General features: G+C 51.0%; 16 protein-coding genes. 10 read left to right on the top strand and 6 right to left on the bottom strand.

The window, feature by feature from the left end:
- Positions 1-35 precede the first annotated feature (35 nt).
- Entirely contained in the window at positions 36-494 is a 459-nt protein-coding gene (locus tag E5J99_RS04080) for a tellurite resistance TerB family protein (RefSeq protein WP_135496441.1), read from the top strand.
- Positions 495-567: 73 nt separating this feature from the next.
- Here the strand turns inward: E5J99_RS04080 and E5J99_RS04075 are convergent, their stop codons facing one another.
- The 4 genes from E5J99_RS04075 to E5J99_RS04060 all read right to left on the bottom strand — a co-directional run bounded on the left by E5J99_RS04075 (position 568) and on the right by E5J99_RS04060 (position 3,724).
- Positions 568-1,761 (bottom strand): aspartate aminotransferase family protein, encoded by a 1,194-nt coding sequence (locus tag E5J99_RS04075; RefSeq protein WP_135496440.1) that lies wholly within the window; start codon positions 1,759-1,761, stop codon positions 568-570.
- 410 nt (positions 1,762-2,171) lie between these two features.
- The gene (locus tag E5J99_RS04070; RefSeq protein ID WP_135496439.1) at positions 2,172-2,651 is read right to left on the bottom strand and encodes a periplasmic heavy metal sensor; all 480 of its coding nucleotides are present in this window, start codon (positions 2,649-2,651) and stop codon (positions 2,172-2,174) included.
- A gap of 35 nt (positions 2,652-2,686) precedes the next feature.
- Complete coding sequence (locus E5J99_RS04065; RefSeq protein WP_135496438.1) at positions 2,687-3,142, bottom strand: hypothetical protein; 456 nt, start codon at positions 3,140-3,142, stop codon at positions 2,687-2,689.
- A gap of 30 nt (positions 3,143-3,172) precedes the next feature.
- Positions 3,173-3,724: an RNA polymerase sigma factor gene (locus E5J99_RS04060; RefSeq protein ID WP_135496437.1), complete on the bottom strand. Its 552-nt coding sequence runs from the start codon at positions 3,722-3,724 to the stop codon at positions 3,173-3,175.
- A 219-nt stretch (positions 3,725-3,943) separates the two neighbouring features.
- On the opposite strand from E5J99_RS04060, the gene E5J99_RS04055 reads away from it, so the two are divergent.
- The 7 genes from E5J99_RS04055 (at position 3,944) to E5J99_RS04020 (ending at position 10,640) form a co-directional block, all read left to right on the top strand.
- A complete protein-coding gene (locus tag E5J99_RS04055) occupies positions 3,944-4,291 on the top strand; it encodes a single-stranded DNA-binding protein (RefSeq protein ID WP_135496436.1) in 348 nt (115 codons plus the stop codon).
- Positions 4,292-4,334: 43 nt separating this feature from the next.
- Positions 4,335-5,420 carry a tyrosine-type recombinase/integrase gene (locus E5J99_RS04050; RefSeq protein WP_135496435.1) on the top strand — a complete coding sequence of 362 codons (1,086 nt, stop codon included), beginning with the start codon at positions 4,335-4,337 and terminating at the stop codon, positions 5,418-5,420.
- 198 nt (positions 5,421-5,618) lie between these two features.
- Positions 5,619-6,512 carry a restriction endonuclease gene (locus E5J99_RS04045; RefSeq protein ID WP_245318700.1) on the top strand — a complete coding sequence of 298 codons (894 nt, stop codon included), beginning with the start codon at positions 5,619-5,621 and terminating at the stop codon, positions 6,510-6,512.
- A gap of 194 nt (positions 6,513-6,706) precedes the next feature.
- Positions 6,707-7,366, top strand: a complete 660-nt coding sequence (locus tag E5J99_RS21145) for a hypothetical protein (RefSeq protein WP_167851971.1) — start codon at positions 6,707-6,709, stop codon at positions 7,364-7,366.
- 129 nt (positions 7,367-7,495) lie between these two features.
- Positions 7,496-8,110 carry a hypothetical protein gene (locus E5J99_RS04035; RefSeq protein WP_135496433.1) on the top strand — a complete coding sequence of 205 codons (615 nt, stop codon included), beginning with the start codon at positions 7,496-7,498 and terminating at the stop codon, positions 8,108-8,110.
- 463 nt (positions 8,111-8,573) lie between these two features.
- Positions 8,574-8,993, top strand: a complete 420-nt coding sequence (locus tag E5J99_RS04030) for an FEKKY domain-containing protein (protein WP_135496432.1) — start codon at positions 8,574-8,576, stop codon at positions 8,991-8,993.
- A gap of 177 nt (positions 8,994-9,170) precedes the next feature.
- Positions 9,171-10,640, top strand: a complete 1,470-nt coding sequence (locus tag E5J99_RS04020; protein ID WP_135496430.1) for a serine hydrolase — start codon at positions 9,171-9,173, stop codon at positions 10,638-10,640.
- Positions 10,641-10,891: 251 nt separating this feature from the next.
- On the opposite strand, the gene E5J99_RS04015 is transcribed toward E5J99_RS04020, so the two are convergent.
- Both E5J99_RS04015 and E5J99_RS04010 read right to left on the bottom strand, forming a co-directional pair.
- Positions 10,892-11,317, bottom strand: coding sequence for a hypothetical protein (locus E5J99_RS04015; RefSeq protein WP_135496429.1), 426 nt, complete (start codon positions 11,315-11,317; stop codon positions 10,892-10,894).
- 210 nt (positions 11,318-11,527) lie between these two features.
- Positions 11,528-12,091 carry a hypothetical protein gene (locus tag E5J99_RS04010; RefSeq protein ID WP_135496428.1) on the bottom strand — a complete coding sequence of 188 codons (564 nt, stop codon included), beginning with the start codon at positions 12,089-12,091 and terminating at the stop codon, positions 11,528-11,530.
- A 1,306-nt stretch (positions 12,092-13,397) separates the two neighbouring features.
- On the opposite strand from E5J99_RS04010, the gene E5J99_RS04005 reads away from it, so the two are divergent.
- Together E5J99_RS04005 and E5J99_RS04000 are read left to right on the top strand one after the other, a co-directional pair.
- Positions 13,398-13,664, top strand: coding sequence for an FUSC family protein (locus E5J99_RS04005; protein ID WP_135496427.1), 267 nt, complete (start codon positions 13,398-13,400; stop codon positions 13,662-13,664).
- A gap of 468 nt (positions 13,665-14,132) precedes the next feature.
- Positions 14,133-14,720, top strand: a complete 588-nt coding sequence (locus E5J99_RS04000) for a hypothetical protein (protein WP_135496426.1) — start codon at positions 14,133-14,135, stop codon at positions 14,718-14,720.
- Positions 14,721-14,734 lie beyond the last annotated feature (14 nt).

The raw sequence follows: 14,734 nt of genomic DNA, 5'->3' as shown, positions 1-14,734 counted from the left end.
TTCTTTCCTTCACCGTTACTTAAGCACCGCCGTATATGTTTGGCTTTTTTGAAAATGAGCAAACCAAGAAAGTGAAGAGTCACCTCATGAACCTGGCGGCGCTGGCCAAAGCTGACGGCCACATTGATGAGCGGGAAATGAACTTCATCGTGGCAGTGGGGAAGAAAAACGGCATGCGGGCCGATGACGTGCGTTCTATCGTGGCCAACTCGGGCACCATTAACCTGGTGCTGCCCGACAACGACTCCGAACGGTTCGACCAGATTTTCGACCTCGTGGATATGATGCTGGCTGACGGCATCGTAGACGACCACGAAATGGACTTCTGTATTGGCATGGCCGAAAAACTGGGCTTCCGCAAGGCCATCGTAGGCGTGCTGGTGCGCAAGATATCGGTGGGCGTGAAAGACGGCCTGCCCCGGGAGCAAATCAAAACCGAGTCAGAATCCTTTCTTAACTACAACGGCACCCACCCCAACGGCAGCGGATTGTAGTACAGCGTCTGGTTCTGCGCGAATTTGGAGCCGCTGGCAGCACCGTTCCTGAAGACGAAGCAACAGCCGGGTACTAGAAAACTGTTGCGTCAATGGCTCGCAGCAAGGCCGCGCAGCCTTGCTCGATTTCGGTGGTGGTGATGGTGAGTGGCGGCGCAATCCGCAGAGAGTTGTCGCAGAACAGAAACCAGTCCGTCAGAACGCCTTCGTGCTCCAGGGCGTGGTCAATGATGGGTTTGAGCACCGCGTACGAATCAAACTCCACGGCCAGCAGCAGGCCCTGACCCCGCACCCCGCGAATAGCCGAGTGCCGCAGAAGCCGCCGAAACAGGGCGGCTTTTTCGGGTACGCCAGCCAGTAGGTTTTCCTCCTGAATCACGCGCAAGGTGGCCAGCGAGGCCGCGCACGACACGGGGTGGCCGCCAAACGTAGTGCAGTGCCCCAGCACCGGGTTGGTTTTGAAGCCCGCCATCATTTCCTGGGAAGAAATAAAAGCCCCAATGGGCATGCCGCCGCCCATTCCTTTGGCACACACCAGAATATCGGGGACGAGGCCAAACTGCTCGAAGGCCCAAAAGGAGCCCGTGCGCCCGAATCCGCACTGAATCTCATCCAGAATCAGCAGTGCGCCCACCTGGTGGCAGCGCTGCCGCAACGCGGGCAGGTAGCCCGGCGCGGGCACCCGCACGCCCGCCTCGCCCTGCACCGTCTCGACGATGACGGCGGCCGTACGCTCCGTAATCAGTGCCAGATCGGCCAGCTCGTTGAAATGGATATGGCGTACGTCGGGCAGCAGGGGGCGGTAGCTTTGCTTGAAGCCCTCGGAACCCGTGATGGACAGCGCCCCGTGCGTGGAGCCGTGGTAGGCGTTGTGGCAGGAAATCAGCTCGGTGCGGCCCGTGTGGCGCTTGGCCAGCTTCAGGGCTCCCTCAATGGCTTCGGTGCCGGAATTGGTGAAGTACACACTGTCGAGGTGGGCCGGCAGGGTGTGGTGCAGGGCTTGGGCCAGCTCGGCCGGTGGGGCCTGCACCAGTTCGCCATACACCATCAGGTGCAGGTATTTATCGACCTGGTCTTTGATGGCCTGCACCACCCGCGGGTGGCGGTGCCCCACGTTGCTCACCCCGATACCGGCAATCAGGTCGAGGTAGCGGCGGCCGTCGGGGGCATACATGTACACGCCTTCGGCCCGCTCTATTTCAAGCAGCAGCGGAAAGTCGGAGGTTTGGGCCTGATAACGAAGAAACAGCTGGCGCGGGGTAAGCATAGAAAAGCAAATCAGATTGGGGGCGCAAAGGTACGCAGGCCGGCCGCAGCGCGAAGCCGCTGCGCACGATGAGCTCGGCGGGTCGGGCTGCTGGTAGTCTGGCCGTGTTCAGGGGCAGCGCGTAGTTGAAACTTGAACAGGAGCCTGCTTCGACAGACGGACGCCGGCCGAAGCGGGATACTGTCCACATACGCTCAGGCTATAACCGGCCCACAGCAAAAAAGGCTGCCGAGGCAGCCTTTTTAGTAGTCAACGGTAGCGCTAGAGTGGTTTCGGATTCAGTATACGAGGTAGCAGTAGCGCGAAGTTTGTAGTTCGCGTCCCCGCGCCGATAGAACGACTGCGAACGGGGCGGCGACGCGAACTACACAGTTTGCGCTACTAGCCATGGCCCCCGTAACCGCTCTAAGTTATTCTTCCGGGGGGCCGGCCAGCTGGCCCGCGCCGCCGCGCCGGTCGGCTACACGCTTCAGAACCTCTTTCGTGAACTCCCGCTCGGCAATAAAGAGCTTGCCCACCTGGCGGATGGTCAGCACTTTCTGAAATTTATCGAAGTACTCTTTCTCCAGATGTACCTCATTTTGTCGCAGCGTCAGGGCCTGGGTGAGGTTCTCCTTGATTTGCTGGTCGGATAGCGCGTCGGGACTTTCGGTGCGCAGCTGCCGCATGCGGCGGGCCAGGTCGCGGCGCTTGTCCGAAAACTCGTTGTAGACCGGCCAGAAGCGCTGGGCCTGGTCCTGGGTAAGGACGATTTTATCGGTGAGGTAGGCGATTTTCGCGTTTTCCAATTGGCTGAGGCGACCCTGACGGCGGCCACCCTGGGCATGGCCCACACTGTGCACTGCCACGAGCAGCAGCACGACCAAGACGTTACGAAGAAGATATTTCATGGGAGAGGAGAGCAAAAGCAGGGGCAAAAATAGGGTTACAGATAGGTTTCTTCGGTAGGTTGGGCATCGAGGGCGTCCTGCAGCTCATCGGGGGAGGCGAGCAGGAAGCTGTCGGTCAGGGTTCGGTCGGTGGCGGGCAGGTCGGCCAGGTCGTTGAGCGTCACGCGGGAGTCGCTGGCCAGTAGGTACTGCACCATCTCGGTTTGGGGCACCGCTTCGAGCGCCGCTACGGAGGCCGTGGCAGCGGGGCCAGTGGCGGGCTGACTCAGAAAGAAGCTGGTGGCAAACCCGCCCAGCACTACCACCGAAGCCAGGGCTGTGCGCAGCGGCAGCGACAGCGCCGCCAGCCAGCCAAAAGCCTGTGCTTCGCGGCCGGACGGCTGCACCCGCGCCATAATCTGGCGGGGCAGGCGCTCGAAGTAGTCGGCTGGGGGCGGGGCCAGGGGCTGAGGCCGGCGCTTGTGGTCATCCAGACGGAAAGGAGTAGGCATATGGCTTAGATACGGCGCAGGCCGTGAGGTTTAATCGTGGTGAGTTTCTTGGCTGACGTACTGCTCCACCTTCTTCACGGCGTGGTGATAGGAAGCCTTGAGCGCCCCTACGCTGGTGCCCGTTATTTCGGACATCTGCTCGTAGGTGATTTCGTCGTAGTACTTCATATTGAATACCAGGCGCTGCTTGTCGGGCAGGCGCAGAATGGCTTTTTGCAGGCGCAGCTCTATTTCGTCGCCGGCCAGGCCGGGGTCGGCTTCCACCTTTTGAGCCAGCTCGGCCCCCACGTCGTTGAGGGGTAGAAAAAACTTGCGCCGCTTCGACGACAGGAAGTTCAGGCACTCGTTGGTGGCAATGCGGTAAATCCAGGTGTAGAGCGAGGCATCCTTCCGAAAATTGTCCAGGTGATTCCACACTTTCACGAACACGTCCTGGGTCAGGTCGTCGGCGTCATCGTGGTCGATAACCATCTTGCGCACATGCCAATAGATCTTCTGCTGGTACTTGCGTACCAGCTGGTTGAAGGCCACATTGCGAGCAGCGGGGTCAGCGAACTTGGCGAGAATTTCCTGGTCTTCCAAGCAGGGGAGCGGGTTAGGAGCGGCGGGGTTGTGGCGGGTTAGAGGGCGAAAATACGCCAGGGTTTAGTCGAAGAGGAAAAAAGTCGGAAACGGAGTCCCGGCTGGCTTGGCTGGGACAGAGCCGGCCTTTCTACCCGCTGCCTGCTGCGCGGGCCAGTCGGGAAATGGTATATCTTGGGCGACCGGCGCTGCCTACGGGGCCGGGTAGCTATAGCGCCTATGCGGGGTCTCAATAAAGTAACGCTGATTGGCAACCTGGGCAAAGACCCGGAGGTGCAGGTGCTGGAAGGCAACGTGCCGGTGGCTAAATTCTCGGTGGCTACCTCCGAAACCTACCGCGACAAAAGTGGCCAGCCCCACACCAGCACCGACTGGCACACCGTGGTGCTGTGGCGTGGCCTGGCCGAGCTGGCCCAGGCATACTTACGCAAAGGCAGTCTGGTGTACCTGGAAGGCAAGCTCAAAACCCGCCACTACGATGATGCGGCGGGGGCGCGGCACTACGTGACGGAAATAGTGGGCGAGCACCTGTTGCTGCTGGATAAAAGGCCCGGCGAAAGTTCCTGATGCCGGCCCTACCTTGCGGCTGTCCGCACTATCCTCTGCCCGTATGAAAGCCACGGTATCGTTGCGCCTGCGCCCTTCGCGCACCGAGTTTCAGGCGTTTTTTCCGTATTCCGACGCGGCCGTGCGTGCCGCCCTGCTGGCCGCGGGCCTCTACTACAATGCTGCCGCGCGGGGCTACCTGCTGCCTGCCACCCCCGAAGCCGTAGCCCTACTCCAAACCGCCTGCGCCCAGCTCGGGCTGAAGGCAGTGGTACCGGCAGTACCGGCCCTGGCCACCGAGCTGCCACCGCCTACGCTGCACCAGGCGCTGCTGGCCCGCTATTGTCAGTTCATTGCTCTGAAACGCTACAGCCCCGCTACCCTAAAAAACTACCGGGGCGTCTTTCAGCTCTTTCTCGCCCATCATGCCCCGCGTCTGCCCCTGGAGCTAACCAAGCAAGACGTACTCGACTACCTGGCCGGGCGGGTGGCAGCAGGCGTTTCCGAAACCTACCAGAACCTATTGATCAATGCCATCAAGTTTTACTACGAGCAAGTAGAGGGCCAGCCCCGGCAATATTATGAGGTGCCACGCCCCAAACGCGCCCACCAAAACCCCAAGCTGCTGGCCCAAAGTGAGGTGAAAGCCCTGCTGCAAGGCACCGATAACCGCAAGCACCGCGCCATGCTGATGCTGGCCTACGGCTTGGGCTTGCGCCTGGGGGAGGTACTGGCCCTTACGCCCGCCGACATCGACTCGCGCCGTATGGTGTTGTATGTGCGCGGCGGCAAAGGTAAAAAAGACCGGGACCTGCCGCTGCCCGAATCCTTGCTGCTGTTGCTACGCGAGCAGTTCCGGCAGTTTCGGCCCGTCACCTTCCTTTTCGAAGGCCAGCACCCCGGCGAGCCTTACAGCGACCGTAGCCTCCAAATGGTTGTTAAACAAGCTGCCAGCAGGGCCGGTATTCTGCGGCCCATCACGTTGCACATGTTGCGGCATTCCTATGCTACTCACCTGCTGGAAGCCGGCACCGACCTACGCGTTATTCAGGATTTGCTGGGCCACAGCAGTATCAAAACCACCGAAATTTACACCCATGTTGCCCACCGCACCCGCCCGGCCTCTCCCCTCGACAGTCTCGGGCTATAAGCAGGCGAGTTGCGGGAAGCATACTCATTTGGCGTGCTTCCCGCAACTTACTTGCGCACTAAAGATGTATTGCCGCAACTTGCGGGGCCGTCGAGTTGCGGCAATACAGATGTTATGCGTCAGCTTAAGAGACGACACAGCAACACCAAAACGAACTTGACAAAAAAATAAAATATGATACCAGATTACCAATCATTAATGCTCCCACTTCTTCGACTTGTTTCGGACAGGCAGGAACACAAATACCGAGACCTAATTGAAAAATTGGCGACCGAATTTCAGATAACAGACGAAGAACGCAAAGAACTTTTGGCAAGTGGCAATCAAGCAATTTTTGACAACAGAGTTGGTTGGGCAAAGACGTATTTAAAAAAGGCTGGACTTCTCGACTCTCCAAAACGGGCGACATTTGTTATTACTCAAATTGGACTTGACACTTTAAAGAAAAATCCTGGCCGAGTTGATGCAAAGTATTTGAGACAGTTTCCTGCTTTTTTAGAGTTTCAAAATGCTTCACGTAACGACAACGAAACAGAAGAAGAAACAACTGTTATTGCAGTTAGTGAGCAGACACCTGAAGAAAACCTTGACAAAGCATATCAACGAATTAGAAAATCATTAGCATCTGAACTGCTTCAGAATGTAGTTGACCTTTCACCGACATTTTTTGAAAGACTTGTAGTTGAGCTTTTAGTAAAAATGGGTTATGGTGGTTCAATAAAAGACGCAGGAAAAGCAATTGGAAAAAGCGGGGACGAAGGAATTGATGGAACGATAAAAGAAGACAAACTCGGACTTGATATTATTTATATTCAAGCTAAGCGTTGGAGACCAGGGAATGTAGTTGGACGACCTGAACTTCACAAGTTTGTTGGTGCTTTAGCTGGACAAGGAGCTAAAAAAGGCATCTTCATTACGACATCAAATTTTACAAAAGAAGCGTTGGACTATACACCGAAAAACGAAACTAAAATTGTTCGCATTGACGGTGAACAACTGGTTCAACTAATGATAGACTATAATCTTGGTTGCACGACACACCAAACTTACGAACTTAAAAAAATCGACAGCGACTATTTTGGAAAAGAGTAAAACACACGATAGAAAAGAAAGCCGAACGCATAACAGCGGTTTGGCAAAAGTGGCGGTTTAGTGCTCCGCAGACACATTTGTGGTTAACCAAACATTAATTCTCCGCATCAACATTTGTGGTAAAAATCGCCACCTTCGCCAAGCCCCAAAACGTTGTGTGCTATTCGGTGAGACAACTAACATTATCTAAACTTATGAACTTTCTAAAGAACCTTTTTAATTCGACCCCACCAATGCAATTTGTACAGGATGACAAAGGACTACATCAATTTGGCGGAGACATTCCGTCTGACTTTAAAATTCCAGAAAACGAATTCTTAGGTGGATTTCAGTATTTGGGGTTTATCAATAATGAAGACAAATACTTTGAATGGTTGCAATTTCCTTTGCAATTAATTTGCCCCATATTTACTGACTTTGACTATGTTTTTTTGGATTACGAAAATCCAAATGAACCCAAACTGATTTATCCAACAAACACAGCGGAAATCACATCAGCTTATGACGAACTGACAAAAAATTCATACGTAATCTATAACAAGGCGAATTTTTCTTTATACCCATTTGAAGGAGTAAATGACGATAATGAATTTGATGTTATTGCAATTGCAGGCAAGCCTCATTGGACACAATCTTCCGAAGTACCGACTTCGCCAAAATCAAACAAGAAAATGAAATTTGTTTGTCAACTTATGAGTAATAGCCCCATAACTGCAAAGGAAAAAAACTTTAAAAGTGACGACGACTACTACGAAAAGTTATTTACAGAATTGAACTTTTGGTGCGATGGCGATTTGAAAGTATTTTTTGAACCGACATCAAAAGTAGCTTGCTATTTTATTCAGAACACTTAGAAGAACAGCACACAACATTGGTATTGCTGCATGTGTGGCTGGACGTTGAAACTTCGGCTGTCTGCATCGCTGTACTTTTGTTCCGGCAGACGAGTTTCAATTTGGCTTTTTGTCATTAACTTCAACTTTATGTTTTCAATTGGGCAGCAGTTCCGGGCTGGACGAACAATGAATTCCACACCTGCAGCAATACCTGTCCGTTGTACGCAACCCCTTATGGTAGATTACAAAAAGTACATTCTTGAAAATAAAGTTCCACTTCTTCTTTTGGACAAAATCTTTTTCTTCCTTAAACCCCTTCTTAGTTTAATACCTGGACTATTCCTTTTATACTCCATATGTTTTAGCAACAATCAAAACCAAAAGGATACTTCTTTAGGTCTGACTTTTTCAATAGCTTTAATATTATTCGGCAGCTATTTAATTTATTTGACAAGGCAGAAATTTAAATTTACTTATTTGGAATCCCACCTTCCCTATAGTGAAAAAGAAAGAATAATAACCCAAATAAGTAGAGATTTTAAATGGAGTTTAGATAGAAAATCTTCCAATTATTACCGATTTCATGATTCCGGAAGCTTATTCAAATCATCCAACTATGTTTCAATCCTATTCGATGAGAAAGGTTACTATGTAAATGTTTTTGATGCTAAATGGCGTCCTCTTGACTTTGGTTCACTGCGAAGAAAATCACAAAAAATTATAGATTTGATTGAGGGCAGCGTACAGCAAGTGTGTTTATAAAATTGTGGCTGGAAGTTAAGCATTCAACTTTAAATCGCTATTTTGCTCTTGTAGTTAATTGAAACTGACGTTTTTCAATTGCCACAACTTCATAAACACTTTAACGTTATAGCGCATTTTAGAATGACGACAGAAACGAAAATAAACAGACCGACATTTTTGACAATATCCATATTGACAATAATTCTAGGCGGACTATTAACACTTATGAACTTGAGTGAGTTTTACTTAATTACCATACTCAACAAAACAGAAGGTTATCCCTTTGGCGGAGAAGGTCCGACAACATATTACTATAAGACAGCCGAACTTTATTCGACAGTAAGTCTCGTTTGGGGACTACTTTTCCTTACGACACTTTTGCTTGCTATATGGATAATTATTAAGGGACAACGAAACAATGTTTTTTGGTTTTTAGGCTTGACTGTTTTACTTATAATCGGACAATTTTTGCACGGACAAATTGGAACAAATTAAGAAAATGAAAAGAGCATTACTCATAGGACTATTTATCATTCAAACGCTTTTTGTATTCGGACAGGCAAAAGTTCTAACGGATGATGACTACAATAAAAGCGGGGCTATTAAATTAACATTCGTAACAACCAAGACAGAAGCAATTGAATTAGCAAAGAATGACATAGAGAAAGGAACTCCATTTATTTTGCTTCAAAGTGGGATTGCTCCAGTTGTTTATGCGACCGATAGTATTTTTGAAAGCAAATTTAAAGTTTATTACTATGAACAAGGTTGTGTCGGTCCAAACAACGAATTAATGAAAGAATACAACTATGTTATATTCAATTATTTATCAGAAACGTATGGTAAAAAATGGAGAAGAGAAATTAGAAAAGATGCAATTGGTTTAAGACAATGGAAATGAAAAAAACAATAAAAACGCGCTATAACAGCGGTTTGGCAAAAGTGGCGGTTCTGTGCTCCGCAGATACATTTGTGGTTAATCAAACATTGGTTCTCCGCATCAACATTTGTGGTGAAAAACGCCACCTTCGCCAAGCCGCAAAACGTTGTAGGCAATTTTAACCCAAACAAACCATAAATGACAAAACGATTTCTGTCACTTTTGATAATACTAAACTCAGTGAGTTTGGTAAATGGACAAGCAGCTAAAAATTCTGAACTGTTTTTGACATTGAAAAATCAAGATAGTATTTTCTTTGAACGTGGGTTTAATCAATGCGATTTAGATTATTTGGGAAGTCACATAGTCGATGACTTTAAATTATACCACGACCAAAGCGGTTTCCAAGACAGAAAATCATTCTTTGAAAACACGAAAAAATATATTTGCTCAACCCCCAATCAAAAGCCAATCAGAAAGGTAGATGAAAAAAGTTTGGAAGTTTTTCCACTCTACAATAATGGCAAATTATACGGGGCTATTCAAAGTGGTATTCACGACTTTTATATTCGAGAGGCAAATAAGGAGGATACACATACAAGCAGGGCGAAATTTACACATGTTTGGCTATTGGAAAACGGAAGTTGGTTGCTGAAAGAAGTCCTGAGTTTTGGCCATAACGACCCTGCAAAAACCATGGTGCAAAATGCCTTTGAAAAAAAATTAGAACAACTGCTGATACGAGAAAAAGTTCCTGCATTGGGTTTAGGTATTATTGAAAACGGCAGGTTGAAACAAATTCAGGTTTTTGGCAATATAGATACAGATGTTTCTGCTGCATATAATTCCATTTTCAAAGTAGCGTCCCTTACAAAGCCTATCACAACGTTGGTTGCATTAAAATTAATTAGTGCTGGGAAATTAGGATTGGATGAATCTCTGGGCAAATATTGGATAGACCCTGATGTAAAAAATGACAAGCGAACCCAAAAACTTACCCCAAGAATTATACTTTCTCATCAATCTGGTTTTCCTAATTGGCGTTATTTAACCCAAAGTAAAAAATTGACCTTTGAATTTGAACCTGGAACTAAATTTCAATATTCGGGCGAAGGATTTGAATACTTGAGAAAAGCTTTGGAAATGAAGTTTGATAAAAGTTTGGAAGACCTTGCCAATTCATTGGTTTTTAAACCTGCAAAAATGAAGGACACGCATTTTTGGTGGGATAAATCAATGGACGAAAAAAGATATGTCAAAAATTATGATAAAAACGGCAAAGCATTTGAAACCGTGAAATACTTCGAAGCAAATGCTGCTGCAAATCTCTTGACTACTGTAGAAGATTATGGAAATTTTCTCACCTATATTTTAAATGGAGCAGATTTATCAGAATCAGTATTTAACGAAATGCAAAAAAATCAGGTTCAACTCAAAGACAATGATTATTTTGGACTTGGGTGGGAAAAGCTAACAGGATTTAGTAATGATGAATATGCTTTAATGCACACAGGAAAAGACCCTGGTGTAAATACATTAGCAATAATATTTCCCAAAAGTAAAAATGGCTATCTAATCTTTTTAAATGGAGATAATGCTGGTAAAATACTTGAAAAATTATTAACAGAAAATTTGTATCTCGGAAATGAACTTTGGAACAAAAGATAAAACTTCGCACAACAAACGGTTTGTGCAAGTATGGCTGATGAATAAATCCTGAACATTTTATCTTTAATCGGTTGTTGTAGGTAGTTGAACTTTTGTATTTCAAAGTCCATACCTGCACAAAGCCGCAATCGTCGTCGTCACTTTTAACAGAAAACGCCCCGCAACGAATCCGTTACGGGGCGTTTTCTGTTAAAAGCACTGGTTATCCTCGTCGCACACCACTGCGCGACGAGGATACGCGCCAGCCCCGGCTACGCGGGCAGGGTGAGGCGGTAGGCTTCGAGCTGGGTGAGGTAGCCGGTCACCAATTCCAGGTCGGCGGCGTTGCGGGCTTCGGCCAGGTCCTGGAGCGAGCTTTGGTCGCCGGAGGCCCCTTGCAGGGCCAGATTCTTTTTGCGGGCCACGAGTGTGGCCTGTTCCGCTTCGAGCTTTTCGCGCTCGGTGGAGGGGCCGGCCGGCAGCCCGCTCAGCGCATCGTTCACGTTTTGCAGGTTGCGGTCGGCGCGGGAAAACTGCTGCTGGGCGATGCCGGCGCGAATCTCGCCTTCCTCCTCGTTGAAGCCGAGGACCACCTCGTCTTTTGCGAGGCGATTCTGGAGGCGGCGGGTGGGCACCAGGGCCTTGTCGCAGGCGGCGCGGGTAGTCAGGGCCGAAAAATCAAAGGTGGGAATGGTCATAGAAAATAAGGAAAGGAAGTAACACTGCGCCGGCACCCGCCGGCTGCCTCCTGAACGAAGGTCCAGGCGAGGATATTGCTGCCTATTCGCCTGGAGCCGGTTCGGCATAGGGGTATCGTAGCGCGAAGCGCCGCGCCGCGTGTCGTTGAATACCTGCTTGCGCCACTGGCCAGGCGTGCAACGACACGCGCTGCGGCGCTTCGCGCTGCATCAGCTGCCTGCTTCGGCGGCGGGTGCGGCCAGGGCTGCCAGCTCGGCCCGCAGGCCGGCGGCGCGGGCCAGCAGCAGGCGGCGGGCGGCTTCGGCGGCGGGGCCGGCCCACAGGCGGGCCTGGGCGGCAAAGAGCCCGTCGTGGGCCAGGGCGGGCGGGCAGGCCGGGGCCGCGAGCAGGGCCAGGCGGGCGGCACTGGCCAGGCGGCGGGCTTCGAGCGGGGCCAGGGCCGCCAGCACCCGATCCAGCTCCTGGGTGGCCAGGTGGCGGCGGCGGGCCAGCGGGCGCGGCAGGGGCGCGGGCGGGGCCGGCACCAGCGGCGGCGGCGGCGGTGGGGCGTGGCCGGGGGCCACGGCCAGCACCTGCCGCGTGGCCGGGGGCAGGGCCGCCAGCAAGGCGCTCAGCGCGTCGCGGGCCTCCACGGTCAGGAAGCGGGTGCCGGCCTCGGCCTCGGCCACGCGCACCCGATTGACGCCGAGCAGGCGCGCCAGGTCGGTTTGGGAGAGGCTCAGGTAGCGACGCAGGGCCGGCACCGAGCCGGCGCGGGGCCGGATGATACGCATGGGCAGGGATGGTACAGGGTGGGGGTGGTACAAATATAAGTGTACCAGCCCTACCCTGTACCATACCCCCTGCTGGCCCGCTGGCGCGGTACTGTCGGGCCGGGCCGCCGCGCCGGCGGCTGGTAGGCTCACCCGTCAGGCCCCGGGTCCCGGCACCCGGCCCCGATACGCGCCCTGACGCAGGGGGCGACCCCGCACCCTACCTGCTTTTCGCCCACCAGCTCGCGACGCGGATACCCCACCGCTGTTTCGATAGGGGCCGGCCAGGCGTGAAGCCGCGACTGGTGCCGTGGTGGGATTGGCGAAGTTTCCGGGCGGCAGTAGCGGGCAGCGAGCCTACGGGGGTATATTGCCGCAACTCACCTGCGTACTATAGCGCAGATTGCCGAAACTGGCAGGCGTACCGAGTTTCGGGAGCTCTACTGCTTGCGGCAAGTGTAAGAGAGAATACGCAACCTAGCGCAGATTTCAGGCTGGTGTACATGGTTGTTCAACGAAACGCCTCACCCCCCCCAGCCCCCTCTCCCTTTTCGGAGAGGGGGAGCCTGACGTCAGAGGCCTATCCGGTGCTCTCTCTCCTTTTCATTCCGCGCATCAAGCGGCGTAGGGGGACAGGGGGTGAGGCGCTTCGTTGAACAACCATGTACACCAGCCTGGAAATTGCTCTAAATGATTGGACACATAAAAAATAGTATAAAGGCACTGGCCTTGAAACCAAAAACTGTTTTCTTGATTGACGCTTTGGGGGCTGCTTTAACGACTGTTTTTTTGATTGTAATTCTTAAGACATTCAATGAATACGTTGGAATGCCTCACGGGGCGCTTACACTACTTTTACTAGTAGCATTGACTCTCGCTATTTATTCATTTTCCTGTTTTGCGTATTCGGATAATAATTCGCAAATTTTTTTAAGACCTCTTATCGTGACTAATTTAACTTACTGCCTCCTGACATCAGGACTTGTAATCTACTATTACAGCAAACTAACTATTTTAGGCCTTGCCTACTTTATTGGCGAGATTCTAATAATATGTGGACTTGTTTACATTGAGCTAAAGACTTTGAAGGCAAGCAGGCAAAGCATCAGTACATAACTTTGATTCAGGAAGCTGCATTAAAACAGAAAAGCGCCAACAGCTAACGTCGTTTTGGCAATATGGCGGTTTACGTGCTTCGTGGAAGCAGTTGTACAAGGTTCAGTATTTGTGCTCCGTATGAACTTCAGTGTAAAAAAACCGCCGAATTACCAAGATGAAAGCCGTCGGGCAAATAAACAAAACATAAATTTTAAATTCAAAACAAACCATGTTGAACAAAAATGATTACTCTAACTTTCCACTTGAAGAGTTGTTGGTAGAGGAAAAAAAGGTTAAAAAAAATGAAACATTTTCTGCAGGATTGATAGGATTTTTAGTTGGCGTAATGGTGTATGGCGTTGTGAAAAATGGGTTTGGTTTCCTGTATATTGTCATTCCATTAGTGCTGATAGCTGTGATTTATAAAAATTCACAGATTCAAAAACAAAATCTTAAACAAATTCAAGCAGAAATCAACGTCAAAACCACAAAATAAGATAGTATAGTTAGAGTATAGCGGTTTCGTGAGCGATGTACTGGCCTACGAAGTAGCGCGAACTTTGTAGTTCGCGTCCCCGCGCCACAGGACCGTTCCAGGACGCGAACTACAAAGTTCGCGCTACTATCCGCACGTACACCGTTCGTAAAACCGCTGTATAGCGGTTTCGTGAATGGTGCAACCCGGCTGCTGGAGAGACGCGTATTCGCGTCTCGTCGCCCGCGTCGCCTGCCCGGTTTCGGTCAACGACGCGACGCGAATACGCGTCTCCCGTTCGCGCCAGCTACCGCTTGTCGTGCAACGAGGAGACGCGAAGGGTCGCGTCTCTACAGCAGCCTGAGAACTGCTCTAGGTTTAAGTATTGACATTCGCCTATATTGCTCCTGGCTGAACCGCAAATGGTAGCGGGCGGCCCGGCAACCGGCAAAGCGCCTCACCCGAAGTATACTACTCCAGGCAGAATGTATGAATGAGAATAACTTTTCCAGGATTGCCCTTTATTGCACGGTACTCGTGACGGTAGCCATTTGGGCGCTGTTGGCCTGGAGTCATTATCATGGCGGCGTGCCAAGCCACCACCTGTTGGCCAGGAAGGAATTGCCCGCCATTTCCAACTGGTGGGGTGGGCTGCTGCTGCCGGTGCTCACCGGGTTGCTGCTGTACCGCATCCGGAAGCAGGCCTTTGGCAAAAACGATTCGGATTCCGACTCGCCCCAGCCTTTGCGGCGCGAAATCTACGGGTTCGTGGGCGCGTTGTCGTTCGGGGTTTTGATATCGGTTCTGTTTACTGCCGGTGCGTCGGATGTGGCGGGTAATGTGATGCTGGGCCTATTTGCCTTTGCCTTCTTCGTTCCGATTTATCGGCCGGAGTGCCTGCTGGGCTTTGTGCTTGGAATGACCTATACCTTTGGGGCTGTGCTACCACTCCTAATCGGCACCTTAGTAGGGCTGGTAGGCCTGGTGCTGCACGGGTATATCCGGCGCGCCCTGGTGTATGCCGGGTCGAAGCTGGCGCTGCTGTTACCGGTAAGCAAGCCTAAGTCCAACGGCTGATACCGTAGCTGTTT

This window comes from Hymenobacter elongatus (assembly GCF_004745955.1).
Taxonomy (GTDB): Bacteria; Bacteroidota; Bacteroidia; order Cytophagales; family Hymenobacteraceae; genus Hymenobacter; species Hymenobacter elongatus.
This window is presented reverse-complemented; position numbering and strand designations above follow the sequence as displayed.

Excerpts from the sequence above, each read along its gene's own strand:
- E5J99_RS04020 (WP_135496430.1), top strand. The coding sequence starts at position 9,171 with ATGACAAAACGATTTCTGTCACTTTTGATAATACTAAACTCAGTGAGT.
- E5J99_RS04080 (WP_135496441.1), top strand. The coding sequence starts at position 36 with ATGTTTGGCTTTTTTGAAAATGAGCAAACCAAGAAAGTGAAGAGTCAC.
- E5J99_RS04075 (WP_135496440.1), bottom strand. The coding sequence starts at position 1,761 with ATGCTTACCCCGCGCCAGCTGTTTCTTCGTTATCAGGCCCAAACCTCC.
- E5J99_RS04070 (WP_135496439.1), bottom strand. The coding sequence starts at position 2,651 with ATGAAATATCTTCTTCGTAACGTCTTGGTCGTGCTGCTGCTCGTGGCA.
- E5J99_RS04045 (WP_245318700.1), top strand. The coding sequence starts at position 5,619 with ATGCTCCCACTTCTTCGACTTGTTTCGGACAGGCAGGAACACAAATAC.
- E5J99_RS04010 (WP_135496428.1), bottom strand. The coding sequence starts at position 12,091 with ATGCGTATCATCCGGCCCCGCGCCGGCTCGGTGCCGGCCCTGCGTCGC.
- E5J99_RS04065 (WP_135496438.1), bottom strand. The coding sequence starts at position 3,142 with ATGCCTACTCCTTTCCGTCTGGATGACCACAAGCGCCGGCCTCAGCCC.
- E5J99_RS04005 (WP_135496427.1), top strand. The coding sequence starts at position 13,398 with ATGTTGAACAAAAATGATTACTCTAACTTTCCACTTGAAGAGTTGTTG.
- E5J99_RS04050 (WP_135496435.1), top strand. The coding sequence starts at position 4,335 with ATGAAAGCCACGGTATCGTTGCGCCTGCGCCCTTCGCGCACCGAGTTT.
- E5J99_RS04035 (WP_135496433.1), top strand. The coding sequence starts at position 7,496 with ATGTTTTCAATTGGGCAGCAGTTCCGGGCTGGACGAACAATGAATTCC.
- E5J99_RS04015 (WP_135496429.1), bottom strand. The coding sequence starts at position 11,317 with ATGACCATTCCCACCTTTGATTTTTCGGCCCTGACTACCCGCGCCGCC.
- E5J99_RS04055 (WP_135496436.1), top strand. The coding sequence starts at position 3,944 with ATGCGGGGTCTCAATAAAGTAACGCTGATTGGCAACCTGGGCAAAGAC.
- E5J99_RS04000 (WP_135496426.1), top strand. The coding sequence starts at position 14,133 with ATGAATGAGAATAACTTTTCCAGGATTGCCCTTTATTGCACGGTACTC.
- E5J99_RS21145 (WP_167851971.1), top strand. The coding sequence starts at position 6,707 with ATGAACTTTCTAAAGAACCTTTTTAATTCGACCCCACCAATGCAATTT.